The organism is Halorientalis brevis (assembly GCF_023077655.1).
In genome coordinates this window covers 52233-77637 of record NZ_JALLGV010000007.1, presented here as the reverse complement: position 1 = coordinate 77637, position 25405 = coordinate 52233, and the positions used below count along the sequence as shown (strand labels likewise).

Sequence of the window (25405 nt, the reverse complement as noted above, 5' to 3'; positions counted from 1 at the left end):
CGAAGTACTCTTACCCATCGCTTTTGGGCGTGACGACGAGTGCGCGCGAACCGCGCGGGGAGCGCGCGCGAGCGGTCTGCCGACCCCACAGAGCGCCCTCGAACTCTCCGAAAACGGATGATTGGCCGAATTGTTTAAATACTAGCCCTCCCCTTTAAGTGTGGAATGGCCGGTACAACCGCTCAAACCCCCGTGAATACCGGCGAGAAACCGCACAATCAGGAAAGTATATAAATCCCCCTCTGGAATGGCCGGGTGTATGGCAGACCTGATTGTCAAAGCCGCCGTGAAAGAAGCGCTCGATGACATGAACGTTGCCTCTGACTTCTACGACGCCCTCGACGACGAGGTCGCCGAGCTGCTCGATGACGCAGCGCGTCGTGCAGAGGAGAACGACCGAAAAACCGTTCAGCCCCGCGACCTATAAGCAGGGCTACCTTCTCAATATTTTTCGAGCCCAGTAGCGACTGCATCAGTCGATAGCGATATTTGCTTACAGTGACACCTTCTCGACGGGGGAAGGATATGCCAGAGTGGTTTCGCCCGAAGTTCGGCCTGTTGCTCGGTGGGTTTCCAGTCGTTCTGTTGTGGATCGTGGGTTTCAGAGACGGGCAGTTGCTCGTTCTGTTGGCACTCACCTGGGCACTCGGTGGGTGGCTTACTGCCCGTCAGTGGGAGGTCTGGAATGGGCAAGGGCCAGAGAAACTCTGGGGAATCCTCGCTGGGATCCTTCCATTCGCCGTCGGTAAATACGGTGTACACGGTGGACTCCCGCTGTCGAACGAGCAAGAGTATGCACTCCAGTTGCTGGTTTTCGGTGTCGGACTCACCGCAGTGGGACTCGGGGTCGAGATGGGGACGAGCGCTGAAAAATCCTGACTGAGACGCCGCCGCTAGTCGAACCGCTGGACCGTGACGTCGTCGGCACTCCCCACGTGTAGCTCGTCGGCCATCCCGACGAACAGCCCGTGTTCCACGACGCCCGGGATCGCCGAGAGCGTCGTCGCCAGCCCGACCGGATCGTCGATGGTGCCGAAGTCACAGTCCAGGACGAGATTGCCGTTGTCGGTCACGACCGGACCGTCCTTGCGTTCTGCGGCCCGGAGGTCGGGCTCGCCGCCGAGTTCGCTGATGCGGGCGGCCACCGGCGTGCGAGCGTCCGGGAGAACCTCGACCGGAACGGGCACGGACAGCGCGTCGGCCAGTTTCGAGTCGTCGACGACGATCACCAGCCGATCGGCGGCGTCGGCGACGAGTTTCTCGCGGGCGTGTGCCGCGCCGCCGCCCTTGACGAGGTCGCCGTTCGCGGCCTGATCCGCGCCGTCGATGGCGACGTCTGGACTGGCGTCGTCGAGCGTCGTCAGCGGGACGCCGACCTCGCGGGCGAGTTCCCGCGACTGGTAGGACGTCGGGATTCCCTGAACGTCCAACCCAGATTCGACGGCCTCGCCGAGTGCTCTGATCGCGTGTGCGGTCGTGCTCCCGGTGCCGAGGCCGACGACCGCTCCGTCCTCGACGACCGTCGCTGCCGACTCTCCAGCCTGCCGTTTCGCCGCCTCGCTCCCACCGCGTTTCATGGGCGAGGGAACCCCCTCGGTGGACAAAAGTACCGGGGAAAGAGCCGGATACTTTTCACCCCTTCACCCGTCGACTCGCGTATGTTCGGAACCAGCGGTATTCGCGGGCCAGTGGGGGAAGACGTCACTGCCGACCTGGCGCTCCGGGTGGGGCGCGCCGTCGGTATCGACGCTGATCGCGTGGTCGTCGGTCGCGATCCGCGCGAGAGCGGTCAACTACTCGTCGACGCCCTCACTGCAGGGCTCCGCGAGTCCGGCACCGACGTGCTGGACCTCGGGATCGCGGCCACGCCGACGGTCGCCCGTGCCGTGGGCTGGGAGGACGCCGACGCGGGTGTCTCCGTCACTGCCTCGCACAACCCGCCGCAGGACAACGGCCTCAAACTCTGGCAGCCCAGCGGCCAGGCCTTCGACGAGTCGCGTCGGGAGACGATCAGCGAACGCATCCAAACTGACGCTGCCGACCTCCAGAACTGGACCGGACTGGGCGACCGCGAGTCGGCCGACGCCCACGAACGGCACGTCCAGGCGCTCGTCGACGCCGTGGACGTGGACGAGGATCTCTCGGTCGTCGTCGACGTCGGCAACGGGGCCGGCGGCGTGACGGTCGACGCCCTCCAGCGACTCGGCTGCGAGGTCGAGACGCTGAACGCCCAACCGGACGGCTCGTTCCCGGGTCGTCCCTCGGAGCCGACCGCCGAGAACTGCACGTCGCTGGCCGCGCTGGTCGCCGAGTCAGACGCCGATCTCGGGATCGCCCACGACGGCGACGCCGACCGGATGCGCGCCGTGGCCGGTGACGGAACCTACCTCTCGGGAGACGTCACGCTGGCGTTGTTCGCCAGGGCAGCCGCCAGCGAGGGCGAACAGGTCGCCGCGCCGGTGGACACGAGCCTCGCGGTCGACGACTACCTGGCCGAGGGCGGCGTCGAGGTCACTCGGACGAAGGTCGGCGACGTCTACGTGGCCGAGCGCGTGGCCGACCGGGGCGTCGCGTTCGGCGGCGAGCCCAGCGGGGCCTGGATCTGGCCCGACGCGACGCTCTGTCCGGACGGGCCGCTTGCGGCCTGTCGGCTGGCCGAACTCGCGAGTGAGCGACCGCTGTCGGCACGGACGGCCGCCGTCGACACCTACCCCATCCGCAGAGACAGCGTCGAGGTCGCGGACAAGGCGGCGGTGATGGAGCGCGTCAGCGACCGCGTCCACGAGACGTACGACGACGTGTCGACGCTGGACGGCGTCCGCGTGGACCTCGGCGACGGCTGGTTCCTCCTGCGTGCCAGCGGGACCCAACCGCTGGTCCGCATCACGGCCGAAGCCCGCGAGCAATCGCGAGCCGACGACGTGTTCGCGGAAGCGCAGTCGCTGCTGGAGACGGCACTCGACTGACGCGACAGTGGTGACTCGGTCGGTGGGTGCGCCGAAAAATCAGTAGATGAGAGACGAGAGGTGGGGGAGCCCTCTTTCGTTACCCGCGTCGCGTCGACCGCGCCTGTCGGACGTCGGCGCCGTCGCGAATCTTGTCTTCGCACTGCGGGCAGACTCGTGGTTTCTGGATGCCGTTCGGTGTAAAGACACGTGCATATGCGGCCGTCACAAAAGCGCCGCAGTTCTGACATTCCGGCATACAAGTGTTGAATAGGAAGGGGGTGTCTTAACTTTGGGTGGTGTGCGTAAGACCTTCTCAACCACGCACCCCTGCGACGCGGTTCACGCGCTCTCCGGCCGGTTACTCTCGGCAACGATTTCCGGGTTTCTCGCCGTGGTGAGCGATCTCCCGGGCCGTATTCGCTCGCGCGCGGACAGGTATTATATCTGATATAGTGTCCACATCGGTCTTTTGTCGGTGGCGCTCGCACGTCGAGACATGACACGGACTGTCGTCGTCGCCGGTGTCGGTCCCGGGCTCGGAGAATCGATCGCTCGCAAGTTCGCGACCGAGGGCTGTCGAGTCGGTTTGTTCGCCCGCTCGGAGTCGTATCTCACGGCGCTGGCGGCCGAGCTGTCCGAGACTGCCGGCGACGCGCTGGCGGTGCCGACGGACCTGGCAGATCCCGACGCCATCGCTGCCGGGTTCGAGCAGGTCCGCGAGTCGTTCGGTCCGGTCGACGTGCTCGTCAACCACGCCAGTGCAGCGCCCTGGAAGGGACTCGAAGCCGTCACCGACGCGGAGTTCGACCGGGCGCTCGACGTCGGCCCCCGAGCGGCGCTGCACTGCTCGCAGGAAGCCGTCGCAGATATGCGCGAACACGACGGGGGAACCATCATCTTCACTGGCGCGACCACGTCGGTCCGCGGGCGAGAGAACGCCATCGGGTTCTCGGCGGCCAAGTTCGCCTGCCGCGGGATGGCCGAATCGATGGCTCGGGAACTCGGTCCCGAGGGGATTCACGTGGCCCACGTCGTGCTCGACGGGCAGGTTCGCCCGCCGGACCAGCAGGTCGCGTCGCCCGAGGACTACCTCGACCCCGACGCCGTCGCCGAGAACTACTGGCACCTCGTCCAGCAGGATCGCTCGGCCTGGACGCTGGAACTGGATCTCAGACCGCACGTCGAGGCGTTCTGATCCCGGTCGCACGCGCGACGAATCAGAAGGCCAATACATCGCCCCGGCGTGACTGGCGACTGTGACGACGATCGAGGAGTTCGTTCGGGGCGAGCGGCTCAACGCAGTCGTGGGGTGGATGGCAGTGCTGACGTGTCTGCTCGTCGTCGGGCTCGAATTGCGGGCGGGGGAGACGCTCGTGCCGGTGTTCGCGCTCGGCTGCGTCGTCGCGGTCGTGCTCCCGGCGGTCGTCCGCCGCGATCCGTCCGCGATGCTGCCCTGGGAACTGCTCGTCGTCCTCGTCGGCTTCCTCCTCGCTCGAGCGGCCAGTGTGGCCGTCCCGCTTTCGGGATACGGCGTCGTCGCGGCGCTGGCCCTGGCCGTCGCCGTCGACGTCGACGTGCTCACGCCCGTCGACATGACGCCCTGGTTCAGCGTCGGGTTCGTGACCGTGACCACCATGGCCATCGCGGCGCTGTGGGGAATCACGCAGTACGCGATCGACGCCGTCGCCGGGACGACCCACCTCGCCAGCAACGCCGACCTGATGTGGGACCTGCTCGCCGCGACGGTCGTCGGGGTCGCCGCCGGCGTGACGTTCGAGGCGTACCTGCGACGCGTCGGCCGATTGGCGGCCCCCGAACCGACTGCGCCGAGCGACGACACGGCACGACAGGACCGCGTCCCGCTCTCGGCGTCGCGGCTGCGGTACGTCGTCAGGGGAATGCAGGCCACCCTGCTCGCAGTTACCGTCTACGGCGTCGCGACCGTCGACCTCGCGGTCGTGAGCAACGCGGGAATCGCACTCGGCGTCACGTTCGTGCCGACGGTCGTCGGCCGGCGGTACGGCCGGTCGGTTAGCGCCGGACTGGCGCTGTGGATCACCGCTGCGGCGTTCCTCCACGCGATCGGCCTCCTGGGACCGTACGGGTCGGTCGGCTGGTACGATCAGGTCACCCACACCCTCTCGGCGTCGCTCGTCGCCGGCGTCGGGTACGCGATCGTCCGGGCGGTCGATCACTGGTCGACTGACGTCACCTTCACGCCGGCGTTTCGGGTGGTCTGTGTCGTCCTGTTCGTCCTGGCCGCTGGCGTCTGCTGGGAACTCGTCGAGTTCGGCGCCGGCGGGGCCGCGTCACTGCTCGGCCACGAGGCCGTTCTCGTCCAGTACGGGCTCCGAGACACGGTGCTTGATCTCGTCTTCGACGCCGTCGGCGCGCTCGCGGTCGCGCTGTGGGGGATCAGCTACTTCGACGGCGTGGCGGACCTCATTTCGGCGTCGCTCCGGGCGTCGAAGTGATCGAAAAAGAACTGCCCGCGAGTCGCGGCGTCACTCCAGCCGCTCTAACACCGCGTCGGGCTCGTAGTTCAGCGTCAACTCGCGGGAGCGCCCGCGCCCCTCGACTTCGGTGTAGGTGGCGTCGATGATTCCCAGTCTGTCGAGTTTGTTGATGATCTCCGAGTAGCGCGTGTAGCCCAGGTCGGTCTGCTCGTGGAACGCCTCGTAGACGTCGCCCGCCTGTTCGCCCGAGTGCTCGGCGATGACCGCGGCCAGGGCGGCCTCGCTGTCGGAGAGCCCCCGGAGCGCCCGCGAGAGGTGGATGTACTTGGCCTTGTCGTAGGCCTTCTCGACGTCCTCTTTGCTCACGGATTTGGCCGCGCGCATCTCGGCGTTCAGGCCGGCGCGGCGCAACAGGTCGATCCCGACGCGGAGGTCGCCGTTGCTCTCGGCAGTGAGTTCGGCTACCCGGTCGAGCACGGGTGCCGAGACGACGCCCTCGTGGAACCCGCGGTCGACCCGCTCGCCGAGGATGTCGACGATCTCGGGTTCATCGTACTTCGGGAAGTACACCTCTTCGGGGCGGAACACCGACTGGACGCGCCCGTCGAGTTCCTCGATCACGTCCAGGTCCAGGTCCGAGGAGATGCAGATGACGCCGATCTTCGCGCCGGCGTGTTCCTCGTGGGCGCGCAGGAGCGAGTACAGCGTGTCGGAGGCCTCGTTCTCGTAGAAGAGGTAGTTCACGTCGTCGAGCGCGACGACGAGCACCTGCTCCTGTTCGACGAGGCGGTCGGTGACCTGCTCGAACAGACGCTTGAACGAGATGCCCGAGGATGGCGGTTCGTAGTCGAAGATGCCCTCGAACAACCTGGAAAAGACCGAGTAGCGCGTGCCGTTGACCTGGCAGTTGACCCGAACCGCCTGAACGTCCCGCGTCTGGGCGCGCAACTCGCTGAACAGTTTCTGGACTGCCGTGGTCTTGCCGGTCCCGGGCGGCCCGCGGGCGATGACGTTCAGCGGCCGCGATCCGCGAACCGCCGGGCGCAGTGAGTACTTCAGGCTCTCCATCTGGGAGTCCCGGTGGTGGAACGTCTCCGGGAGATAGTCGATCTCGAAGACGTGCTCGTTGCGGAACACGGATTCGTCCCACCCGAGCATCCCCTCCTCGGGGTCGTCGGCCATTTCACTTTCACCGAGCCTCCGAGCCCACTTAACCCCTTGGGCAGCGCCCGTTCACCCCCGTCGTGATCGGCCCGTCACCCCTCGGCGACCACCGTCACACCGCTGGCAAGCAGGGCCGTCCAGACGACTGACGCCATCACGCCGACGGCGACAGCACTCCACTCCAGCCACACCGGTGCAGACCCGCCCCAGAGCCCGTTCGCGACGACGATGACGCCGCCGTACAGCACGATCAGCGGGAGTGCCAGGAGTCCGCCGGCCAGCCGCGCGAGGGAATCGAGTGGCGCCGGGATCGTCGCCACGGCAGAGAGGCCGACGTATCCGACCACGCCACCGAGCAGCGCGGCAAACACCAATCGCGCCGTCGGTCGCGGTTCAAGTACGGCCCGCACAACCGGATGGTCACCAGCCCGACTCGCCTGGAGTGTCGGGACCGCCGCGGCGGCAAGGAGATAGCTCCCCAGGAGTGCTCCCACCGCGACTGCGACCGTCCAGCCGACGGCTGTCCCGCCGCTCCGGCCGACGTCTGGACGGTTCACCTCGCGGAACAAAAACCACAGCGCGGGACTGGCGAAGACGATCGTGGGGACGAGGAGGGCGCTCCGGGGGCGGAGGCGGTCGAGCGGAACCATATCGGTGATATCACACCGCTGAACAATCAGTCCTGGGACGCCTCGAACTTCGTCAGCAACCGCTCGTAGAAGTCTGCTTTGTCCGCCCCGTCGGCCTCGTCGTCGGCGAGTTTCTCGACGATCAACTCGGGCGTCGACCGCGCCAGCGTCCCCTTGACCGGCGAGCGGTTCACCTTGAGGTCGCCGTCTTCGAGGCCGACGGCCTGGATGCCGTCGACCTGGATGTCGGTGCTGGCCGCCTCGCGGATCTCTCGTGCCAGATGGGAGACGAACACGGCGGTCGCGCCCCGCTCGTCGAGCGCTTCGAGGATGCCCGCCATGATCTTCGCGCTCGCGCCCGGCTCCGTGATCGACTCCAGTTCGTCCACGAGGACGAGCTTCCGGGCGGCCGTGCCCCCGTCGGCCTCGGCACTTTCGCTCACGGCTTCGCCGTTCGCTGTCTCCGAGGCGCTCCGCGCCTCGCCCCCGACGCCCGTCACGAGATCGCCGAACTCTCGCAGCGTGGACTCGAACGCGCCGGCGTCGAGCGTGCCCTGTGTCTTGGCGTGGTAGTGCAGTTCCGCGACGCGTTCGATCTCGACTTCGTCGGCGGGCACGGGCAGTCCCATGTGGGAGAGGACGATCACGAGCGCGACCAGGTCGAGCGTCGAGGTCTTCCCCCCGCTGTTGACTCCCGAGAGCAGCGTCACGCCGTCGACGCCGTACTCGACCGGTTCGACCTCGGCGAAGGGGACGTCCAGTAGCGGCGAGCGCCCGCCCTCGATCTCGAACCCGTCCCCGCGGAACTCGGGCATCGTACACTCGAAGTCGCTGGCGAAGCGCGCGACGGCCAACTCGACGTCGAGTTCGAGCGCCGCGTCGACCAGCGCCCGTGCGTCCTCACGGGCGTCGGCCAGGTCGTCGGCCAACTCGCGCTTGAGCCGCGTCGCCCGCCGGTCTCGCGCGGCGGTCAACTCTTCGCGCAGTCGGCTGACGACCGACTCCTCGTGTTCGACGGGAAACGTGGGCTCGTCCGGGAACGCCCGTCGGGCGATGGCCTCGGTGTCGCGCAACCCCAGCGCGTCGACGAGGTGGTCGCGGGCCGCCTCGACGGCGTCGGCGTACTCGTCGGCGAGTTCCCGCTGGAGCAGCGAGTCCACGCCCGCGCCGCGCTCGACCAGCGAGAGTAGGTCCGACCCCTCGATGGTCACGTCCTGCTCCTCGATGGCCTCTCGGAGCCGGTCGTTGGCCACCGACTCGGCGGTCGAAACCGCCGCGTCGATGTCGTCGACGGCGTTCGTCAGGCGATCGAGTTCCTCGTCGCCTTTGACCGTCCCGTCGGGTTCGAGGCGCGCGAGCGCCGCTTCGAGCGAGTCGAGATCGCAGGGGGCGTCGAGACCGGCCGCCTGATGCACTGCGACGGCAGCCCGTATCCGGTCGCGGTTGCGCGCGAAGAACGTCAGCACGCGCTCGGGGACGACCTCCTCGGGGTTTTCCAGTGCGTTCGGGCTCACGCGGACGTCGCCCTCGACGTCGACGCCGGAGAACGACTCGTCCAAGACGATCACGGTCGCGTAGCCGCGGGCGAGTTCGGATATCTTCCGGGCGTCGTCGACGAGTTCGACGCTCACCTCGGGGATCGCCTCCTGTGCCTCGGCGTAGGTCTCGGCGTCGCCGGTCGCGAGACAGCGGTCCCGAACGTGCAGGTCACCGGGCGTTTCGAGCGGTTCGACGGCCGCCAGCGCGTCCAGCACGTCGTCGTCCACGTCGCGGTCCATCGCCGCGGCGGCGAACGCGCGGACCTCCTCGATGCGGGACTCGGCGGCGCTCGGGTACAGCGTCTCCAGCCGGCTGGCGGCGTAGTCGGTGACGGTGCGGTCCTGGAGCAGCGCGAGCGCGTCCTGGTAGAGCTCGCGGGCGCGTCCGGTGCCCAGAAACCCGCCGGGGTCGTCGTGTTCCTCGCGGATGGCCGCGCGGGCGATGCGGGCGGCGCGACCCTCGGAGATGCCCGGTGCTCGGGCGATCGCCGCGACGTCTCCGTTCCGCAGCGCGCGCTCGGGGTCGTCGAGTTGCGCCAGTTGCTCGGCGGTCTTCGTCCCGACCCCCGGGATCGCTTCGAGGTCCATCGGATAGCGGTCAGTATCTCGCCCTGCGACAAAAGCGTTCGCGCCTTTACGGCGAGGCCGTCTCCTCCCGTTCGACCCCATCTTCAGTGCCTCTGTCGTCCGATTCTTCCGTTTCCGGGGTCGAATCCTCCGGGATGACGCCCTGGGCGTCGACTGCCGGGAGACTCGCTGCGAGCGTGCGATAGGCCCCCGCCGCGTCGCTGTTCGGTTCGCTCGCCGTAACCGGGCCGCCCGTTCGGTGCGCTGGCACGACGGCCAGCACGTCGGCGTCGAGTCCCGCCACGGCGTCGGGCGCGGTTCCAGACTCGTCTTTGGTCACCGCTGCCCCGACCGTCGGACAGTCGGCGTCGGCTGCCATGGTCGCCGTTCTATTCGCGTCCGCGATGGCCACGTCGTCCGCCGTCGTCACCAGGACGACGCCGTCTGCCTCCCGATACGTGACGATGCTGTTTCGCTGGACCCCTGCCGCCGTATCGACCAGGACGACGTCGTAGGCGACCGCGAGCAGGTCGAGGACGCCGTCGAGTTCAGTCGGCTCCGCCGCGGCGAACGAGTCGAGCGCCCGGTCGCCCGTGATCACCCTGAGCCCCGCCGGTCCCGTGACCACGGCGTCACGCACCGTCGCGTCACCGGCGAGCACCTCGTGGATGCCGGGCTCGTGGTCGATGCCCAACTGCTGGCCGACGTTCGCCATCGCCAGATCCGCGTCCACCACGACGACGTCCTGCCCTGCCTGCTTCAGGACCACGCCCAGGTTGATCGCCGTCGTCGTCTTTCCGACGCCGCCCTTGCCGCCGGCGACTGCGTACACCGTTCCCCCCATGTGTACGTTTCGTCCCCACCCTAAGTGGAATAAATTACACCGGACTTTTCCGGTTATTTAAACCAACGTGACGGTCGCGTGAGGAGAGGGCGCGCGCGTCGAGACAACGGGCTTTTGCTGCCACGTCGAAAAGGAGAGATATGGCAGCCGAGCAGTCAGGTGACGTTGATGCGGAGAGTGTCGCGGAGAAACTCGACGCTGTTCGCGCCGACCTCGCCGACCGCGAGGGCGTGCTGGTGGCCTTTTCCGGCGGCGTAGATTCGAGCGTCGTCGCCGCGCTGGCCCACGACGCCCTGGGCGAGGACGCAGTCGCCTGTACCGCAAAGAGCGAGACGCTACCAGCCGAAGAACTGACCGACGCCAACCGCGTCGCGGACGAGATCGGCATCCGTCACGAGATCGTCGAGTTTTCGGAACTCACGAGCGACGAGTTCGTCCAGAACGACGACGACCGGTGCTATCACTGTCGGTCCCTGCGCCTCTCGGCGATGTACGACTGCGCCCGGAACCTGGGCATCGACATCGTCTGTGACGGCACGAACGCCTCCGACCCCGGCGAGGGCCACCGCCCGGGCCTCCGGGCCGTCGAGGAACTGAACGCCTACTCACCGCTGCTGGAACACGGGATCACCAAGCCCGAAGTCCGCGAGATCGCCCGCCAGTACGACCTCTCTGTCGCGGACAAACCGTCCATGGCGTGTCTCTCCTCGCGCATCCCGACGGGACTGGAGGTCACCGAAGAACGCCTCTCCCGCGTCGAGAAGGCCGAACGCATCCTCAGGACGTGGGGCTTCGAACAGTTCCGCGTCCGCGACCACGACGGCCTCGCTCGGATCGAGGTCGGCGAGGACGAACTGGAGACGGCGCTCGACCCCGACTTCGTCCGCGCAGCGCGTGACCACATCGAAGACGCCGGGTTCGACCACGTGACGCTGGACCTGCACGGCTATCGGACCGGGAGCGTCAGTCCCGACGGCGAGGACGACGAACCGCTCGTCGAGGACGTGTTCAGCGCCGAGTACCCGACCGGCAACTGACGGCCGTCAGGGTTCCGGTTCGAGGTCCGCCGCGCGATACTCGCAGTAGCTCTTCCGCCGAATCTCTGTCTCGCCGCTGTCGTGATCGTGCCGGAGTTCGTTGATCGCGCAGTTGCTCTGATCGAACTCGCTCAGCGCCGTCGGCAGGTCGGTCCCCTGGACAGCCGCCAGCAGGACGTAGATGGGGCCGCCGTGCGTGACGACCAGCACCTCGTCGTCGGGGGCGGCGGCCGCGAGGAGGCCGTCCCAGGCGTCCATGACGCGCTCGCGGGCCTCCAGCAGGCTCTCGCCGCGCTGGGGCGTCGATTCCAGGCCGACCATTCCGTAGCCGGCGTTGTGTTCGGGGAACTCGCCGAAGACGCGCTCGTACGACAGCCCCTCGTGGGCGCCGAACGACCGTTCGCGCCATCCCTTCGTGAACTCGGGTTCCGGAAACGGTCCCGCCGAGCGAAGGTGCGCCGTCGTCTCTCTGGTTCGGCGGAGGTCGGAGGCGACGACGCGGTCGAGGTCGTACGCGTCGGCCAGGTAGCGGCCGGCCGCGCGGGCCTGGTCGCGACCGCGGTCGTTCAGGGGCGAGGCCGCCCACCCCTGGATGCGCCGGGTGCGGTTCCAGTCGGTCTCGCCGTGGCGGAGCAACACGACAGTCGTCATTAGCGAGACAGTGGGCGGCCACCCGGATGAGGGTTCACCTCACGGTCCTATTTGTCACCGGTTGCGCCGTCCGCGCCGCTTGGCCACCAGCAACAGCAGCTCGTACCACACGATGAGCCCGACGACGAGGAGGGCGGACTCCATCGTGCTCAGCGGTGAGACGTCCGCGGCTCGGAGCAGCGTCGGGTTCGGGCTCGCGAGATAGCCGACCACGACGGAGCCGAGCCAGACGGGCACCCTGACTTTCGCGAGGAGTCGTCGGACGGCGAGCGGTCCGTCGACCCGTCGGAGCAGGTAGTTCGCCCCCTCGAACAGGACGAGCAGCCCGCCGCCGATCAGCACCGGAATCGCGTCACCCAGCCCGAGCGCCGTCGTGGCGTCGACGACGACGGCCGGCAACTGGTCGTAGTACCCTCGCGGGATCGGGGCCGGACTCACCAGATAGCCGGCGGCCGCGACGAGGAGCCAGACGAGCGGCCGGAGCGTCTCGAACTCCGCGGCGCCGGGCGCCATCGACCCTTCGCCCGTCCACCGGAGCAGCCCCAGCGTCCCCTCGAAGAGGATGACCATCGTCAGCCCGACGATGATCGGTGCCATGCCGGTCGGATCGGGGCTGAAGAAGAAGGCGATCGTCAGAAAGCCACCCCAGAAGTAGAGGCGTCGCGTTTCCAGCCACCGGCGGGTCGTGACGCCCATCATGATCGCCAGCATCACGAACAGCGGAATCTGGAAGATGAAGGCGAACATGCCGAGCATCATCACCATCAGGTTGAACGTCTCGGACAGGCCGAAGGCGATGACCGCCGCGTCTTCGGAGTAGTAGAGGAAGTACGTGAAGATTGCCGGCAGGACGAGCAGGAACGCGAACGCGACGCCGATGCCCGCGAGGACGACGCTCGTCGGGACGGCCGCGAGGTAGTACTTCCGCTCGCGGGGGAACAGGCCGGGGCGCATGAACAGGTACGTCTCGGCGACGAAGACGGGCAGGGCGACGATGAAGCCGGCCAGCGTCGCCACCTTGAGCCGCGCGAGCATCAGCGCGAGCGGGTGGTAGACGCGCGGACAGGCCGCCTCCGACGCAGCCGGGCTGGTGCCGGTCGGCGGCGGGCACTGCTGGGCGACGCCCGGCAGCAGCGAGAACCACAGGAAGTTGATGAGCCGGTCGGCGAAGGGGAAGGCGATCCCCGCGACGATGGCCATCACCACGAGGACGACGCCCAGCCGGTGGACCATCTCCTCGATGTGAGCGGTCAGTGGCATCTCCTCGTCGTCGGGTGCGCCGGGCGTCGACGCCGGCGCGCCGCCCGGTGGGCCGCCGGGTTCACCGCCGGTCACACCGGGCGTGTCGACGGGCTCCGGTCCCGCGCCCCCTGGGGCCGGTGTCGGCTCGCCAGTCGGCGCTCCGGCGGCTTCGGCCGGTTCCTCGCCTGGGACCGTCACCTGGTTGTGCTCTTCGGTCGGCGTGACCGCCTCGGATTCCTGTGGACTGGCCGACTCTTCGTCCGGTGGGACGTCCGGTCCGGTCTCCGGATGGTCCTCGACTGCGTCGTCCGGGCGTGTGTGAGAGTCGTCGTCCGGTGGCTCGGGACCCTCGCTGTCGGTTTCCGGCCGGGGTCCCGAGTCGCCGTCGCTCATTCTGCGTCGGATTTGCTCGTCAGGTATTGTAAGCCTTCTTTTCCAGTCGGCTGTCACTGAGGCCAACCGGTCGCTGCCCGTTTCAAAAAGGTTGATAACAGCCAACCAGTAACCTCTGGCACGACAATGTCTGGGGCCGTCGGTGATGACACCCGTCAGAGTATCCAGAGCGGTCGGGAAACGGTCGGAGCGATGCTTTCGGCCGCCCAGTCCGACCTTCAGAAGGTGTTTATCGTCGCCGTCATCGGCCTCATGGGGACCATCTACGTGTTGCGCCGGTTCGTCTGGGGAATGCTCAAGGATGACCTGTTCCGCCGGATGCCCGACTACGTCCGCAGTCAGACGGAGGTCGTCGCCATCACGCCGTTCGACGTCATCCTCCTGCAGGTGAAGATCGGGCTCGTCGTCGGGCTCTTGCTGGCGATCCCCGTGTTCATCTGGTTCTCGCGGGACGCCCTGCGGCGACGGGGGTACTGGCCCGGCGAGCGCGTCGCCCGCTGGAAGCTCGCGGTCATCCTCCTGCTCGCGGTCGTCCTGCTGATCGCCGGGGTCTCCTACGCCTACTTCCTCTTTTTCCCGCTGATGTTCAACTTCCTCGCGACCAACGCCGTGCAGGTCGGGTTCAAGCCCACCTACTCCATCGTCAAGTGGGCGCAGTTCATCTTCCTCTTGACTATCTCGTTTGGGCTGGCCGCCCAACTCCCGCTCGTGATGAGCGCGCTGTCCTACACCGGCATCGTCCGGTACGAGACCTTCCGCGACAAGTGGCGCTACGCGGTGGTCGGCATCTTCGTGTTCGGCGCGCTGTTCTCGCCGCCGGACCCGTTCACGCAGGTCATGTGGGCGATCCCGCTCGTTCTCCTCTACGCGTTCAGTCTCCAGATGGCGAAACTCGTCACCATCGCCAAGCGGAGCAGCGACCAAGTCGACGTGACCGGCGTCGTCCGCGAGCGCTGGAACGTCGTCGCCGGCGTCGCCTTCCTCGCGCTGGTCGGCGTCTACGCCTTCTTCGCGCGCGGCGGAGTCGAACTGGTCAACCGCGCGCTCGGCCAACTCCCCGCGGAGTATCGCTTCCAGGTCGCGACCCTGGGCCAGGCGACCGGTCTCCCCGACGAGATCGCGGCCGGGATCGCGGCCGTCGTCGTCGCGCTCGTCGCGACGGGGATCGTCCTGTTCTCTCTGGTGATGAAATCCCTGAGCGAGGCCGACCGAGCCGCCTACGGCAGCCCGGCGGCACCCGCCAGCGCCGGCTCGCCCGCCGCGATCGACGTCGAGAACCTCACCGCCGGCGGCGTCCGGGCCGCACCCCCGGAAGCGTTCCAGGAGATGTCCGAAGAGGAGTCGCTCGCGTACGCCCGCGAGGCCATGGACGAGGACGACCCGGAGAAGGCCCAGGCGATCCTGGACCGCTTCGACGAGGTCCAGGAACAGGTCGAAGCCCGAGAGGAGGCGGCCGCGGCGGCCGGCGGTGCGGCAGCGGGCGCGGCCGCAGGCGCTGGCGGACAGGGCGGCGACGACGGCGGCAGCGGGACGATGACCGAGACGGCCGCCGGCATGATGAACGCCTTCACCGAGGACGAGACGACCGAGGAGGACATCGGCGGCTACTACTACGACGTCGCCTTCATCCTCGAGTCGCTCACCTCGAAGGCGTTCCGCATCGTCGGGCTGTTCATGCTCGTGCTGGCCGGGACCTTCGGCTGGCTGTACACGGGCGGTATCAGGAAGGTCAAGAATACGTTCTTCAGCCAGATGCCCGCCGGGCTCCAGCCCGACGTCGAGATCGTGACGCTCCACCCCGTCGAGGCGCTCATCTTCGAGATCAAGTTCTCGACGCTGCTGGCGGCGGTCGTCACCATTCCGCTGGTACTGTACTACGCGTGGCCGGCGCTGAAAGAGCGCGGCCTCGTCCGCGGTGATCCGCGCGTCATGCTCGTCTGGGGCGGGTCGCTCATCCTGGGCGTCGTCGGGGGGAGTCTGCTCGGCTTCCTCTACGTCGCCCCGTCGATCATCTCCTGGCTGGCGGCCGACGTCGTCCAGTCGAACATGATCATCGCCTACCGGATCAACAACTTCGGCTGGCTGGTGATCTACACGACGGTCGGGATCGGCCTGATCGCGGAGATCCCGGTCTCGATGGTGCTGTTCCACCTCGGGGGCGTGCTCTCCTATCACACCATGGTCGGGTACTGGCGACAGGTCGTCGTCACTGTCTTCGCCGTCGCGGCGTTCGTCTCGCCCCGCGGCGTGTTCACGATGCTGTTGCTGGCCGTCCCGGCGACGGTCGCGTTCCTCGTCGGCCTCCTGCTGTTGTGGCTCATCACGTTCGGCGGTCGGCGCGGGCGACCGAAACCGGAGCAGGCGACCGCCGACTGACGCGCTCGCTCACTTGCCGAACAGCCACGCTCGCAGGGATAGCGTCTGCTGTCGCGAGATCTCGGCGGGGAGGGTCCGGCTGAGCTGGCCGAAGTTGAGTACGGTGACGAGGAAGACGCCGCCGAGCGTGTTGCCCAGGAGGACCGGGATCACGAACTCCCACAGGCCGGTGAGTAGGCTCTCCCGACCCAGGAACACGAGGTACGCCACGTCACAGACGCTGACGACGACGTGGTACAGGCCGGTCACCGGGATGGTGTAGATGACGATGTACACCAGCAGCACTCGCGCGATGGAGTCCCGGACGGCGTGTTCGAGCCAGACGACGCCGGCGACCAGCCAGCCGGCGAACACGGCTTTGAACACGAGGTCCCACCACGGCGTCTCGATGCCGCCCCGTCCGAGCTGTGCCGCGGTGGTCGCACTCGCCGCGTCGAACACCCCAGTGTTCGCCAGGACGAACGCGCCGACGGCCGCCCCGGAGACGTTCCCCGCCAGCACGAGCACCCAGACGCGTAACACTGCTGGTACGCTGCACACCCGGGTCAACGCGAGCGTCACCGGGGTCAGCGTGTTCTCCGTGTACAACTGGTAGCGACCCAGGATGATGTAGAGGAACCCAAGCGGGTACAACAGCGGGCCGAGCAGTCCCGTCGGGTCGGGCGCGGTGGCGGTTCGCACCGTCGCGTACCCGAAGAAGGTGACCGTGATCGCCAACCCGGCGGACAGGCCGCTGAGATAGAGCGCTCTCCTACGGGCGCTGACTTCGTGGAACGCCGTCATCACGACCCGATGGAAGATCTCGTCCGTCGAGAACCGGTCGGGATCCGTGTTCACTGCTGACCGCGCGCGACTGGGGTCGAGATCGTCTCGTTCCGCTGTTGCGGCGTCGCCGTCCACATCGCCCCCGGGGTCGGACCCAGGATCCATGGTCCGTGGGTCAACGTTCTCGCCAATCAAACTACGTTACGTCGGGCAGTTGCCACTCCCTGCACCCGCTTCTGAGACTGGCCTCCCGCGCAGGAAGCAGGCTCAGCGACAGCTCCCAGCTATCTGGGCTGTTCGATACCGATTTAGGACGGGTCCGATAACACTGGGATATGCCCAAGATAAGCGTCGAAGTGCCCCAGGAACTGCTCGACGATCTGGACGACCACGTCGGCGGCGGCGGCAAGTTCGTCAACCGCAGCGAGGCGATCCGCGCCTCGATTCGGAAGACGCTGGATCAGCTCGACGAAATCGATGCACGTCACGGACGACTCGACGATGAGCAGTAACACCCATCCCTCGGTCGCGCAGGTCGGGCTCGTCTCGCTGTTCATTACGGCGCTGGTCGCCGCGCAGGTGACCGCCTCGAAGGTGCTGTCCTTCGGCATCCCGTTCGAGCTACCGCTGGCCGGCGGGGCGCTCGTCCTGCCCGGCGCAGCACTCGCCTACGCGCTCACCTTCTTCGCCTCGGACTGCTACACGGAGCTGTACGGCAAGCGGGCGGCGCAGGTCGTCGTCAACGTCGGCTTCGTCATGAACTTCGTGCTCCTGTTGCTGGTCTGGTCCACGATCGCGGCGCCGGTCGCTCGGAACTCGCCCGTGGCCGCCGGCACCTTCCAGCAGGTGCTCGGCGCGAGCACTGGCGTCGTCGTCGGGAGTCTGGTGGCGTACCTCGTCAGTCAGAACTGGGACGTGCTCGTGTTCCATCGCATCCGAGAACTCACGGACGGCGACGCGCTGTGGCTCCGGAACATCGGGTCGACGGCGACCAGCCAGCTGCTGGACACGGTCATCTTCGTCACGATCGCGTTCGTCGTCTTCCAGGGCATGCCGCTGGACCTGGCGATCTCGCTGATGGTCGGCCAGTACGTCTTCAAACTGCTCGTCGCGATCGTGGACACGCCCTTCGTCTATCTCGTGGTCGGGGCCGTCCGCTCGCGGGAGTCGGGGGCGGCAGAACCGACGGTCGCTGACTGACGATTAGTCGCCGCGGCCGTCTGCTGCAACTGACGTCTCACTGCCGATCGCACCGTCTGCCGTGCCGTCCTGATCGACCTCGAACTGCCCGAGCAGCGCTTCGAGGTCCGCGGCCTGCTCTGCGAGGGTGCGGGTCGTTTCGGCGACCGTTTCGAGGGTCGCGCTCTGTTCTTCGGCCGCCGCGGCCACGTTGTCGGACTCGGCGGTCGTCTCCTCGCTGACGGCCGCGACGTCCTCGACGGTCACGACGATCTCCTGGGTCGAGTCCGCTTGCGTGCCGGTCGCGCGGTCGATCTCCTGGACGCCGCTGTCGGTGGCGTCGACGTTCTCCGCGACGGTCTCGAAGGCGTCGACGGCAGTCTCGACGGTCTCGACGCCGTCGGCGATTCGGTCTTCGGTCTCGACGACGTCCGCGACCACGTCGTCCGTCTGGGCTTTCACGTCCGCGATGACCGATTCGATCTCGGCCGCCGAGGACTGGGTCTCTTCGGCGAGCTGTTTGACCTCGTTGGCGACGACGGCGAAGCCCTCGCCGTCGGTGTCCTGGCCGGCGCGGGCGGCCTCGATGTTGGCGTTCAACGCGAGGATGTTCGTCTGCTCGGCGATGTCGGCGATGACGCCCGTGATCTCGCCGATGCGCTCCATCTGGTCGTCGAGGGCCCGGACGCGTTCGACGGTGCGGTGGGCCGTGTCCTCGACGCCGCGCATCTCGTCGAGCGCCTGCTCTCCCGCCTGCTTCCCCTCGCGGGTGACGGTCGCGGTCTCCTGGGAGGTGTCGGCGACGGTCTCGGCGGTCGAGGCGATCTCCTCGACGGTCGCCGAGAGGTCGTTCATCTCGTCTAACACCTGCTCTAAGTTCTCGCTCTGCTGGCGTGCGCCGTCGGCGATGGCCTGGACGGACTCGCTCACCTCGCCGGCGGCGTCCCGGACGCTGTCCGTGCTGTGCTGGACCTCATTGCCCGACTCCGCGACGTCGGCCGCGAACGTCTGGATCTCCGCGACGGTTCGCTCCCAGTCGGTGACCATGTCGTTGAACGCCTCGGCGATGCTGCGCATGGCCTCGTTCTCGTCGTCCGGACGCATCCGCTGGGTGAGATCGCCGTCGGCGCACGCGCGCATCACCGACTCGTAGGTCTCGGCCTGGGCTTCGAGGTGGGCGGTGAGCTGCTCGGCCTGCTCCTTTGCGGCCTGGGCCTCCCGGCGCTGCTCCCTGGCTTCGTCCTGACTGGCTTCGGCTTCGCGACGCTGTTCGTCGGCCTGTTCCAGCGCGTCGACGACGTTCCCCTTCATCTGCTGGACAGAGCGCGTGAGTCTGCCGATCTCCGCACTCGTGTCTGAGGTGCGTATCTCGTGGTCCATCTCGCCGTCGGCGACGGCCTCGGCGTCTCGCGTGAGTCGCGTGATCGGGCCGGTGACGAGTCGTCGGGTGACGATCAGTCCCAGCCCGATGGCGATAACACCGGAGATGCCGCCGACGAGTATCCCTTTCTCGCGAATGGCCCGCGAGCTGGCGAGGATCTGGGACATCGGCTCCACCGCCAGGGCGTAGTAGGTTCGGCCGCCCGCGAGTTCCACCTGTTCGTACTGGACGTGCCAGGTAGTTCCCCCGTCCGTGAATGTGAACGTCCCGTCCATGCCGACCAACTCATCCGTCGGGATGGTGAGGTTGCCCGCGGCCGACTCGTTGAACGCCAGCGAGGGATCGCGCTCGTTGGCTAGATACGCAGCACCCAACTGTTCGCCCTCCGCGTTCGTGTAGTCCGGATCGACGAACAGCCCGTACCCCTCCTCTCCGAGGTCGAGGTGGGTGACCGGTTTCGTGAGCGGCGTAGACTCGTAATTGATAATGACGACCCCAACTCGCTCGCCGTCGACGTGGATGGGCATCGCGTACCGGATGGTCGGCGAATCCGTCGACCGGGCGACGTTGATCGCGGAAACGTACACTTCGTCGTCGTCGACCGCGTCATCGTCCATCACGGTCCGGAACCACGCTTTGTCCCACTTGTAGTCCTGCCTGACTGGGTTGCCGCGCTTGTACCCTGCCAGGACGTTGCCGTCTCGCCAGAACACGCGGATCGAGTCGATATCGGTGTTCTGCAGCGCGAACTCGTCGAAGAACTCGTACGTTCGTTCGTACTCGCGCGTCTCGTTCAGCGTGCTCGCGTACGCCGCTCCCTGCTCGTACTGGTCGGCTCGCTCCTCGATCGTCTCGTTTCCGTAGCGGTGAGCGACCAGGTCTCGGACCGCCGGATGCTCTCGAACGGCCTGCACCTGGCTCCGAGAGAGCTCCGAACGCATCTCCGCGTTCTCGGCGACGTTCCCGACCTCGGCTGCCATCTTGGCCTCCGAGCTGTTTGCCAACGCTCCCTGTGCCTCGGTGACCGCCATGAACGTCGTCACGCCAAGAGGTACTAAACTACACACTAACAGCAGAATTGTTAACTTCAATCCGAGTTTCTTCAATATTTCCGAACTGAATCTCATTTCAGGATGGCGAACGGTTTTCGACACCGTTTGAATAAACTACCTCTCGGATTCTCAGCGCTGAAAACTAGGTGCGACGTTCAGTGACCGGTTCGGTCGTGAGACCGGGGGTCGGTTAGTCGAGTGGCTGGGCGAACGCGTACTTCGGTTTCACGTCGTCGACGCGCACCTCGACGGTGTCGCCCTCCTCGACGCCGGAGACGAACAGCGTGAATCCCTCGACTTTGGCGATGCCGTCGCCTTCGCTCCCGATGTCTTCGATCGTCACTTCCACCTGATCGCCTTCTCTGACCGGGGCGGTCAGGCGGTGTTTCGCGACGAGATAGAGCTCCGAGGAGGAATCGCGCGAGGCGTCCGGGCGGACCTCGCGGACGTACTCGAACTCCGCGTCGACGTCCTCTTTGAGCGGGTCGACGTCCTGGCCGTCGAACACCTTGGCGGCGAAGTCGCCGCCGGTGTCGAGCACGTCCAGGGCGACCTCGAACGCCTGGCGAGCGAGGTGGACCGACCGGGCGTGGTCGACGTTGTACTCGCCGGTCATGTTCGGTGCCATGTCCGAGACGACGGCGTCGGCCTTCCCGACGCGCTCGATGACCTCCGCTTTGGTGTCTTCGTCGGTCATGTCACCGCGAACGAGTTCGACCGTGGCGTCGGCGTCCTCGAGCGGGTCGATGCGCTGGCGGTCGACGCCGACGACCGTGCCGCGACTCCCGACTTCTTCGGCGGCGACCTGGAGCCATCCGCCGGGCGCGGCACCGAGGTCGACGACCGTCCGGCCGTCTCCCAGTAACCCCGTCTGCTGGTCGAGTTGCTTGAGCTTGTAGGCCGAGCGGGCGCGATACCCCTCCTGTTTGGCCTTGTTGTAGTATTTGTCCTTTCCCGACATCTGATTGGCGTACGTACCCGGTCGAGCGGTAAACGGGTGTCGAACTAGAACTTCGAGAAGTTTCGGTCCGGGTACACCTCGTCTTCGACGACGTCGACGACGTCCATGTCCGAGAGGTGGGCCAGCCGTCGCTCGGCGAGGTCCTCGTCGATGCCGAGGGCCGTCGCTCGCGTCACGACCTGCTCGCGGGTCGGCACCTCGACGAAGAGGCCGTCTCTGTCGGTCGTCGTCTCCTCGGCGACGATGGCCTTCAGGACGGCTGCAGCGCGCCGGCCCTCCGAGACGCCCTCGCGTTCGTCCCACTGGACGGTGAGCGTGCCGTCGTCGTTGACGTGCTCGACGACGAAGCCGTCCGGAAGGTGGGTCGTGACAGCGGCGACGAGCGCTGCGCGGTCGAGGCGCGCACGGAGCGTCTGGTGGGTGCCGTCCCGCGACGTACTGTCGACCTCGATGGCGACGCCGGCGCCTTCGATCGCCTGCTCGACGGCGTCGATCAACTCCTCGCCGACGTCGTCGAGGACCGTGGTTTTCTGCTTGCGAAACTCCCGTTCCTTCTCGGCGAGCACCTCGTACCGCTGCATGCGCTCGTGGGTCGTCTCCTCGCTCATAGCCCGCCTTCGGAGTCCTGACAGGAAACGTTACTCCCTGCGTCGGTGGGCGAGCCAGCCACCGCCGAGCAACCCGCTCAGTGCGCCCAGCACGCCGAACCCCGGCCCGAAGACGCCCGTACTGTCGTCGCCGCTGCCGCCGTCCTCGGCCGCCACGCCTGCGGCCGGGTCCGCCTCGGCGTTTCGCGTTCCGAGCACGCCGCTGCCCTCGCGGTTCAACTGTTCGATCTGGATGCCGACGTACCCCGCCGCACACTGCGTGGCGTTGTTGACGACGTACAGTGCGCCGCCGGGGATCGTTCGATCGTCCGCGACGTACAGCGTCGTCTTCTGTGAGCCGTGTTCGTTGGCTTTCCGGCCGATGAGCCAGACGTCGTAGGAGCGCGACTGCTCGGGGGGCCAGGTGGCGTACTCACACTGGTCGGACACCTGCGCCTTCAGCGGCGCGGTGTCCGGGTTCACGTGGATGAAAAACCCCGGGAGTTCCTCGACGGGGAACTGTTCTTGCTCCGGAATGACTGCTCGGCTCGTGATTCCCTGCTCCTGTGCGGCCGCGGGTCCCGTCGACGCCGCGAGCGCACCGACGCCGATACCGAGATGCCGAAGCACTGTCCGCCGGGAGTGGGCCGAACCGCCGGATGGTGATGCCATCAGGGCTGGTCCACCGTTTTGTCGCCTAAGAATTCGGATTTCCGGGGCTACCTGGCCTGCAAACCCAGCGGAGGCTGGGTGACGAACACCTAGTCGCGGGCCAGTTCGGTCTCTGTCCGTGATCGTTCCGAGGTACGTGGCACGTTGGCTGCACGGTAACGATTCGCTACCAGCAGTCGTGCGCGCGCGAGCGGAAAGACGGGACTTTTTAAGAGATGGGGGCGTAGCGGGTGCCAAGATGTTCAACGCCATCGTGAGTGCGGACACGCTCCGGACGACGCTGGACTCCGTGAGTGTGCTGGTGGACGAGTGCAAGATCCACCTCACGGAGGACGGCATCGAGATCCGGGCGGTCGACCCGGCGAACGTGGGGATGGTCGACCTCCGACTCGACGCTGCGGCCTTCGAATCCTACGAAACAGATGGAGGTACCATCGGCGTCAATCTCTCTCGCCTCGAAGAGTTCGCGGGCATGGCCGACGCCGGACAGCTCATTCACCTCGAACTCGACGAGGAGACCCGCAAGCTCCACGTCCAGATCGAGGGCCTCGAAGGGACCCTCGCGCTGATCGACCCAGACTCGATCCGCCAGGAACCGGACCTGCCCGACCTCGACCTGCCCGCCGACGTGGTGCTGGAAGGGAAAGACATCGACCGCGCGGTCAAGGCCGCCGACATGGTGTCCGACCACATCGCGCTCGGCGTCGAAGCCGGCGACGAGGTGTTCTACGTCGACGCGGAGGGCGACACCGACGACGTCCACTTCGAACTCGGCCGCGAGGACCTCATCGATCTCGTCGCGGGGAACGCCCACTCGCTGTTCTCGCTCGACTATCTCAAGGACATGAACAAGGCCATCCCGAAAGACGCCGAGATCGAGATGGAACTCGGCGAGGAGTTCCCCGTCAAGATGCACTTCGACATCGCCGAAGGCGACGGGACGGTCACCTACATGCTCGCGCCCCGTATCCAGAGCGAGTAGTCGGCGCCGTTTTCCCGTCGGTCGGTTTACACCGGTTCTGTCGACGTGTGATGCCAAACGCTTAGTTCGTCTCTCGACAAGCCCAGACGATGAGTGAGACTGATGGGCGTGACTCCGGAACTGGCGGGGCTGGCGGGCCTGGTTCCGAAGAGTCCGTCCGCGAAGCCGTCGAGCGCTCTCGCAGTGGTGCGCCGGCGGTCGGACGCGTCGTTCGGGACCGCTTTTCGTCGGACGAAGTGTTCCAGCGGATCGTCGCGGCCGCAGACGAGGAGATCACCTCCGGGAGCCGCGAACTGTTTTTCAGTGCCCTCGCGGCTGGCTTCGCCATCACGATCACCTTCCTGCTGTACGTCTCTTTGCTGGCCACGACCGGCGGCGATCCAGTGGTGAGCGCTATGCTGTATCCGCTGGGGTTCATTTACATCATCATCGGTGGCTATCAACTGTACACCGAGAACACGCTCCCGCCCGTGGCGCTGACGCTCGAACGTCTGGCGAGCATTCCGGCGCTGCTGCGCAACTGGACGGTCGTGTTGATCGGGAACTTCACCGGTGGGGCGCTCGGGGCGGTCGCGCTCGTGTTCGGCGGCGTCCTCTCGCCCGAGGCCGCGGCAGCCGCGGCGTCCATCGCACAGAAAGGCATCGACACGCCCTGGTGGAGCCTGTTCTCGAAGGCGGCGTTCGCGGGGCTGATCGTCGCCGGGGTCGTCTGGGTCGAGTACGCTGCTCGCGAGACGATCTCGCGGCTCGTCGTCGTGTACCTCGCGTTCCTGGCCATTCCGCTGGGCGGACTGTATCACTCCGTGGTGTCGTTCACCGAGATGACGTACCTGGTGTTGCACGGCGACCTCGCGTTCACGGTCGGCCTCCTCGAGTTCGTCCTCCCCGTCCTGCTCGGCAACACGATCGGTGGCGTCGTGCTGGTGACCGTCGTCAACTACTTCCAGACGACCGAGCGCCGCCTCGAATCGGCGCGCTTCGACGGGGCCGAACGACAGCTGTCGATCTCCGAGTGGCTGTACGGAGGGCTCGTCGGCCGCTCGTACGTGCCGCTCATCGACACGGCCGAGGCGACGGCGCCGGATTCGGACGGCCCGTATCGCGTCGTCGTGCCGATCTCGAACCCACGGACCGAGACCCAACTCGTCGAGTTCGCCTGTACGCTCGCCAGCCAGAAGGACGACGCCGTCGTCCACCCGGTCCACATCGTGCAGGTTCCGGACCGCACGCGCGGCTACGGGGCCGCCCAGAGCCGCCGCATCATCGACAAGTCCGACGAGCTGATGTCGGAAATCAGAGATATCGCGGCGGCGTACGACGTGGACTACGACGGGTCGACCGTCGTCTCACACCGCTCGTTCGAGGAGATCTTCAACATCGCGACGCGAAAACGGGCCGACCTCGTGTTGATGCAGTGGGGCGACGATCGGCTCTGGGGGGCGGCCCGCGCGAACCGGTCGCTCTCCGATCTCACCAGGGAACTCCCCTGTGACTTTCTCGTTCTCAAGAACCGCGACCTGGACACCTCGCGTATCCTGCTGCCGACCGAAGACGGGTACAACTGCGACCTGAGCGCCGAGATCGCACGCACGCTCCAGTCGGCCGTGGACGCCGACCTCTCCCTGTTGCACGTCGTCGACGGCGACGACGAACGCGAGGTCGGCGAACGGTTCCTCGCCGACTGGGCCAGTGAACACGACATCGAAGACGCCGTCCGCACGGTCGACACCTCCGGCGACATCGAGCGCGCGATCGCTCGCGAGGCCCGCGACCACTCGCTTGTGATCCTCGGTGCGACGGAACGGGGCCTGCTCTCCCGACTCGTCCACGATTCGCTCACGTTCGACGTCGTTCACGACGTCGACTGTTCGGTGCTCCTCGCCGAACGAGACACGCCGCGGAGCCTCCGTGACCGACTGTTCGGGCGACGGTGACGACGCTCCGTCACGCGTGCGTCTGACGTAGCGTTATGTAGGTGGAA

24 protein-coding genes are annotated in these 25405 nt (G+C 67.0%); 11 read left to right on the top strand and 13 right to left on the bottom strand.

The window, feature by feature from the left end; genetic code table 11:
- The first annotated feature begins 259 nt into the window (after nt 1–259).
- Both MU553_RS15875 and MU553_RS15870 read left to right on the top strand, forming a co-directional pair.
- Entirely contained in the window at nt 260–427 is a 168-nt protein-coding gene (locus MU553_RS15875) for a DUF1931 domain-containing protein (protein ID WP_247379200.1), read from the top strand.
- A 98-nt stretch (nt 428–525) separates the two neighbouring features.
- Nucleotides 526–879 carry a hypothetical protein gene (locus MU553_RS15870; RefSeq protein WP_247379198.1) on the top strand — a complete coding sequence of 118 codons (354 nt, stop codon included), beginning with the start codon at nt 526–528 and terminating at the stop codon, nt 877–879.
- A gap of 14 nt (nt 880–893) precedes the next feature.
- Here the strand turns inward: MU553_RS15870 and rpiA are convergent, their stop codons facing one another.
- Nucleotides 894–1577 (bottom strand): ribose-5-phosphate isomerase RpiA, encoded by a 684-nt coding sequence (gene rpiA, locus MU553_RS15865; RefSeq protein ID WP_247379195.1) that lies wholly within the window; start codon nt 1575–1577, stop codon nt 894–896.
- Between the two features lie 81 nt (nt 1578–1658).
- On the opposite strand from rpiA, the gene glmM reads away from it, so the two are divergent.
- Entirely contained in the window at nt 1659–2966 is a 1308-nt protein-coding gene (gene glmM, locus MU553_RS15860) for a phosphoglucosamine mutase (protein ID WP_247379193.1), read from the top strand.
- A 79-nt stretch (nt 2967–3045) separates the two neighbouring features.
- Here glmM and MU553_RS23875 read toward each other — a convergent pair whose 3' ends face one another.
- Nucleotides 3046–3204, bottom strand: coding sequence for a DUF7563 family protein (locus tag MU553_RS23875; RefSeq protein ID WP_428222015.1), 159 nt, complete (start codon nt 3202–3204; stop codon nt 3046–3048).
- A 240-nt stretch (nt 3205–3444) separates the two neighbouring features.
- On the opposite strand from MU553_RS23875, the gene MU553_RS15855 reads away from it, so the two are divergent.
- Both MU553_RS15855 and MU553_RS15850 read left to right on the top strand, forming a co-directional pair.
- The gene (locus MU553_RS15855) at nt 3445–4143 is read left to right on the top strand and encodes an SDR family NAD(P)-dependent oxidoreductase (protein ID WP_247379191.1); all 699 of its coding nucleotides are present in this window, start codon (nt 3445–3447) and stop codon (nt 4141–4143) included.
- A gap of 61 nt (nt 4144–4204) precedes the next feature.
- Entirely contained in the window at nt 4205–5422 is a 1218-nt protein-coding gene (locus MU553_RS15850) for a DUF2238 domain-containing protein (RefSeq protein ID WP_247379189.1), read from the top strand.
- Between the two features lie 30 nt (nt 5423–5452).
- Here the strand turns inward: MU553_RS15850 and MU553_RS15845 are convergent, their stop codons facing one another.
- From MU553_RS15845 to MU553_RS15830, 4 genes are all read right to left on the bottom strand, one after another.
- Nucleotides 5453–6586, bottom strand: a complete 1134-nt coding sequence (locus MU553_RS15845; RefSeq protein ID WP_247379187.1) for an ORC1-type DNA replication protein — start codon at nt 6584–6586, stop codon at nt 5453–5455.
- 74 nt (nt 6587–6660) lie between these two features.
- Nucleotides 6661–7218, bottom strand: a complete 558-nt coding sequence (locus tag MU553_RS15840; RefSeq protein ID WP_247379185.1) for a hypothetical protein — start codon at nt 7216–7218, stop codon at nt 6661–6663.
- A 26-nt stretch (nt 7219–7244) separates the two neighbouring features.
- Nucleotides 7245–9323: a helix-hairpin-helix domain-containing protein gene (locus MU553_RS15835; protein ID WP_247379183.1), complete on the bottom strand. Its 2079-nt coding sequence runs from the start codon at nt 9321–9323 to the stop codon at nt 7245–7247.
- Nucleotides 9324–9369: 46 nt separating this feature from the next.
- The gene (locus MU553_RS15830; protein ID WP_247379181.1) at nt 9370–10146 is read right to left on the bottom strand and encodes a MinD/ParA family ATP-binding protein; all 777 of its coding nucleotides are present in this window, start codon (nt 10144–10146) and stop codon (nt 9370–9372) included.
- 140 nt (nt 10147–10286) lie between these two features.
- Between MU553_RS15830 and larE the strand changes: the two genes are divergently transcribed.
- Nucleotides 10287–11183: an ATP-dependent sacrificial sulfur transferase LarE gene (gene larE, locus MU553_RS15825; protein WP_247379178.1), complete on the top strand. Its 897-nt coding sequence runs from the start codon at nt 10287–10289 to the stop codon at nt 11181–11183.
- A 6-nt stretch (nt 11184–11189) separates the two neighbouring features.
- On the opposite strand, the gene MU553_RS15820 is transcribed toward larE, so the two are convergent.
- Both MU553_RS15820 and tatC read right to left on the bottom strand, forming a co-directional pair.
- Nucleotides 11190–11834 carry a histidine phosphatase family protein gene (locus MU553_RS15820; RefSeq protein ID WP_247379176.1) on the bottom strand — a complete coding sequence of 215 codons (645 nt, stop codon included), beginning with the start codon at nt 11832–11834 and terminating at the stop codon, nt 11190–11192.
- A 54-nt stretch (nt 11835–11888) separates the two neighbouring features.
- Nucleotides 11889–13469 (bottom strand): twin-arginine translocase subunit TatC, encoded by a 1581-nt coding sequence (gene tatC, locus MU553_RS23645; protein WP_282594336.1) that lies wholly within the window; start codon nt 13467–13469, stop codon nt 11889–11891.
- 126 nt (nt 13470–13595) lie between these two features.
- Between tatC and MU553_RS15810 the strand changes: the two genes are divergently transcribed.
- Nucleotides 13596–15845, top strand: coding sequence for a twin-arginine translocase subunit TatC (locus MU553_RS15810; protein WP_247379174.1), 2250 nt, complete (start codon nt 13596–13598; stop codon nt 15843–15845).
- A 9-nt stretch (nt 15846–15854) separates the two neighbouring features.
- On the opposite strand, the gene MU553_RS15805 is transcribed toward MU553_RS15810, so the two are convergent.
- Entirely contained in the window at nt 15855–16775 is a 921-nt protein-coding gene (locus MU553_RS15805) for a formate/nitrite transporter family protein (RefSeq protein WP_247379172.1), read from the bottom strand.
- Nucleotides 16776–16945: 170 nt separating this feature from the next.
- Here MU553_RS15805 and MU553_RS15800 point away from each other — a divergent pair, with 170 nt between their 5' ends.
- Both MU553_RS15800 and MU553_RS15795 read left to right on the top strand, forming a co-directional pair.
- On the top strand, nt 16946–17122 hold the full coding sequence (locus MU553_RS15800; RefSeq protein ID WP_247379170.1) for a ribbon-helix-helix domain-containing protein: 177 nt from the start codon (nt 16946–16948) through the stop codon (nt 17120–17122).
- Entirely contained in the window at nt 17112–17810 is a 699-nt protein-coding gene (locus MU553_RS15795; protein ID WP_247379168.1) for a queuosine precursor transporter, read from the top strand. Before MU553_RS15800 ends, MU553_RS15795 begins: the two co-directional genes overlap by 11 nt.
- Nucleotides 17811–17813: 3 nt before the next feature.
- Here the strand turns inward: MU553_RS15795 and MU553_RS15790 are convergent, their stop codons facing one another.
- The 4 genes from MU553_RS15790 to MU553_RS15775 form a co-directional block, all read right to left on the bottom strand.
- Complete coding sequence (locus MU553_RS15790; RefSeq protein ID WP_247379166.1) at nt 17814–20201, bottom strand: methyl-accepting chemotaxis protein; 2388 nt, start codon at nt 20199–20201, stop codon at nt 17814–17816.
- A 211-nt stretch (nt 20202–20412) separates the two neighbouring features.
- A complete protein-coding gene (locus tag MU553_RS15785; RefSeq protein WP_247379164.1) occupies nt 20413–21183 on the bottom strand; it encodes a 23S rRNA (uridine(2552)-2'-O)-methyltransferase in 771 nt (256 codons plus the stop codon).
- A 44-nt stretch (nt 21184–21227) separates the two neighbouring features.
- The gene (locus MU553_RS15780) at nt 21228–21791 is read right to left on the bottom strand and encodes a hypothetical protein (protein WP_247379161.1); all 564 of its coding nucleotides are present in this window, start codon (nt 21789–21791) and stop codon (nt 21228–21230) included.
- Nucleotides 21792–21821: 30 nt separating this feature from the next.
- Nucleotides 21822–22442 (bottom strand): hypothetical protein, encoded by a 621-nt coding sequence (locus MU553_RS15775; protein WP_247379158.1) that lies wholly within the window; start codon nt 22440–22442, stop codon nt 21822–21824.
- A 238-nt stretch (nt 22443–22680) separates the two neighbouring features.
- Between MU553_RS15775 and MU553_RS15770 the strand changes: the two genes are divergently transcribed.
- Nucleotides 22681–23424, top strand: a complete 744-nt coding sequence (locus tag MU553_RS15770; protein WP_247379156.1) for a DNA polymerase sliding clamp — start codon at nt 22681–22683, stop codon at nt 23422–23424.
- Between the two features lie 89 nt (nt 23425–23513).
- Complete coding sequence (locus MU553_RS15765) at nt 23514–25358, top strand: formate/nitrite transporter family protein (protein WP_247379154.1); 1845 nt, start codon at nt 23514–23516, stop codon at nt 25356–25358.
- The last annotated feature ends 47 nt before the right edge of the window (nt 25359–25405 follow it).

Coding starts and splice junctions, on each gene's coding strand:
- glmM (WP_247379193.1), top strand. CDS start 1,659: ATGTTCGGAACCAGCGGTATTCGCGGGCCAGTGGGGGAAGACGTCACT.
- MU553_RS15785 (WP_247379164.1), bottom strand. CDS start 21,183: ATGTCGGGAAAGGACAAATACTACAACAAGGCCAAACAGGAGGGGTAT.
- MU553_RS15875 (WP_247379200.1), top strand. CDS start 260: ATGGCAGACCTGATTGTCAAAGCCGCCGTGAAAGAAGCGCTCGATGAC.
- MU553_RS15780 (WP_247379161.1), bottom strand. CDS start 21,791: ATGAGCGAGGAGACGACCCACGAGCGCATGCAGCGGTACGAGGTGCTC.
- rpiA (WP_247379195.1), bottom strand. CDS start 1,577: ATGAAACGCGGTGGGAGCGAGGCGGCGAAACGGCAGGCTGGAGAGTCG.
- MU553_RS15775 (WP_247379158.1), bottom strand. CDS start 22,442: ATGGCATCACCATCCGGCGGTTCGGCCCACTCCCGGCGGACAGTGCTT.
- MU553_RS15855 (WP_247379191.1), top strand. CDS start 3,445: ATGACACGGACTGTCGTCGTCGCCGGTGTCGGTCCCGGGCTCGGAGAA.
- larE (WP_247379178.1), top strand. CDS start 10,287: ATGGCAGCCGAGCAGTCAGGTGACGTTGATGCGGAGAGTGTCGCGGAG.
- MU553_RS15840 (WP_247379185.1), bottom strand. CDS start 7,218: ATGGTTCCGCTCGACCGCCTCCGCCCCCGGAGCGCCCTCCTCGTCCCC.
- MU553_RS15805 (WP_247379172.1), bottom strand. CDS start 16,775: ATGGATCCTGGGTCCGACCCCGGGGGCGATGTGGACGGCGACGCCGCA.
- MU553_RS15830 (WP_247379181.1), bottom strand. CDS start 10,146: ATGGGGGGAACGGTGTACGCAGTCGCCGGCGGCAAGGGCGGCGTCGGA.
- MU553_RS15835 (WP_247379183.1), bottom strand. CDS start 9,323: ATGGACCTCGAAGCGATCCCGGGGGTCGGGACGAAGACCGCCGAGCAA.
- MU553_RS15795 (WP_247379168.1), top strand. CDS start 17,112: ATGAGCAGTAACACCCATCCCTCGGTCGCGCAGGTCGGGCTCGTCTCG.
- MU553_RS15820 (WP_247379176.1), bottom strand. CDS start 11,834: ATGACGACTGTCGTGTTGCTCCGCCACGGCGAGACCGACTGGAACCGC.
- MU553_RS23875 (WP_428222015.1), bottom strand. CDS start 3,204: ATGCCGGAATGTCAGAACTGCGGCGCTTTTGTGACGGCCGCATATGCA.
- MU553_RS15845 (WP_247379187.1), bottom strand. CDS start 6,586: ATGGCCGACGACCCCGAGGAGGGGATGCTCGGGTGGGACGAATCCGTG.
- MU553_RS15870 (WP_247379198.1), top strand. CDS start 526: ATGCCAGAGTGGTTTCGCCCGAAGTTCGGCCTGTTGCTCGGTGGGTTT.
- tatC (WP_282594336.1), bottom strand. CDS start 13,469: ATGAGCGACGGCGACTCGGGACCCCGGCCGGAAACCGACAGCGAGGGT.
- MU553_RS15790 (WP_247379166.1), bottom strand. CDS start 20,201: ATGGCGGTCACCGAGGCACAGGGAGCGTTGGCAAACAGCTCGGAGGCC.
- MU553_RS15810 (WP_247379174.1), top strand. CDS start 13,596: ATGTCTGGGGCCGTCGGTGATGACACCCGTCAGAGTATCCAGAGCGGT.
- MU553_RS15770 (WP_247379156.1), top strand. CDS start 22,681: ATGTTCAACGCCATCGTGAGTGCGGACACGCTCCGGACGACGCTGGAC.
- MU553_RS15800 (WP_247379170.1), top strand. CDS start 16,946: ATGCCCAAGATAAGCGTCGAAGTGCCCCAGGAACTGCTCGACGATCTG.
- MU553_RS15765 (WP_247379154.1), top strand. CDS start 23,514: ATGAGTGAGACTGATGGGCGTGACTCCGGAACTGGCGGGGCTGGCGGG.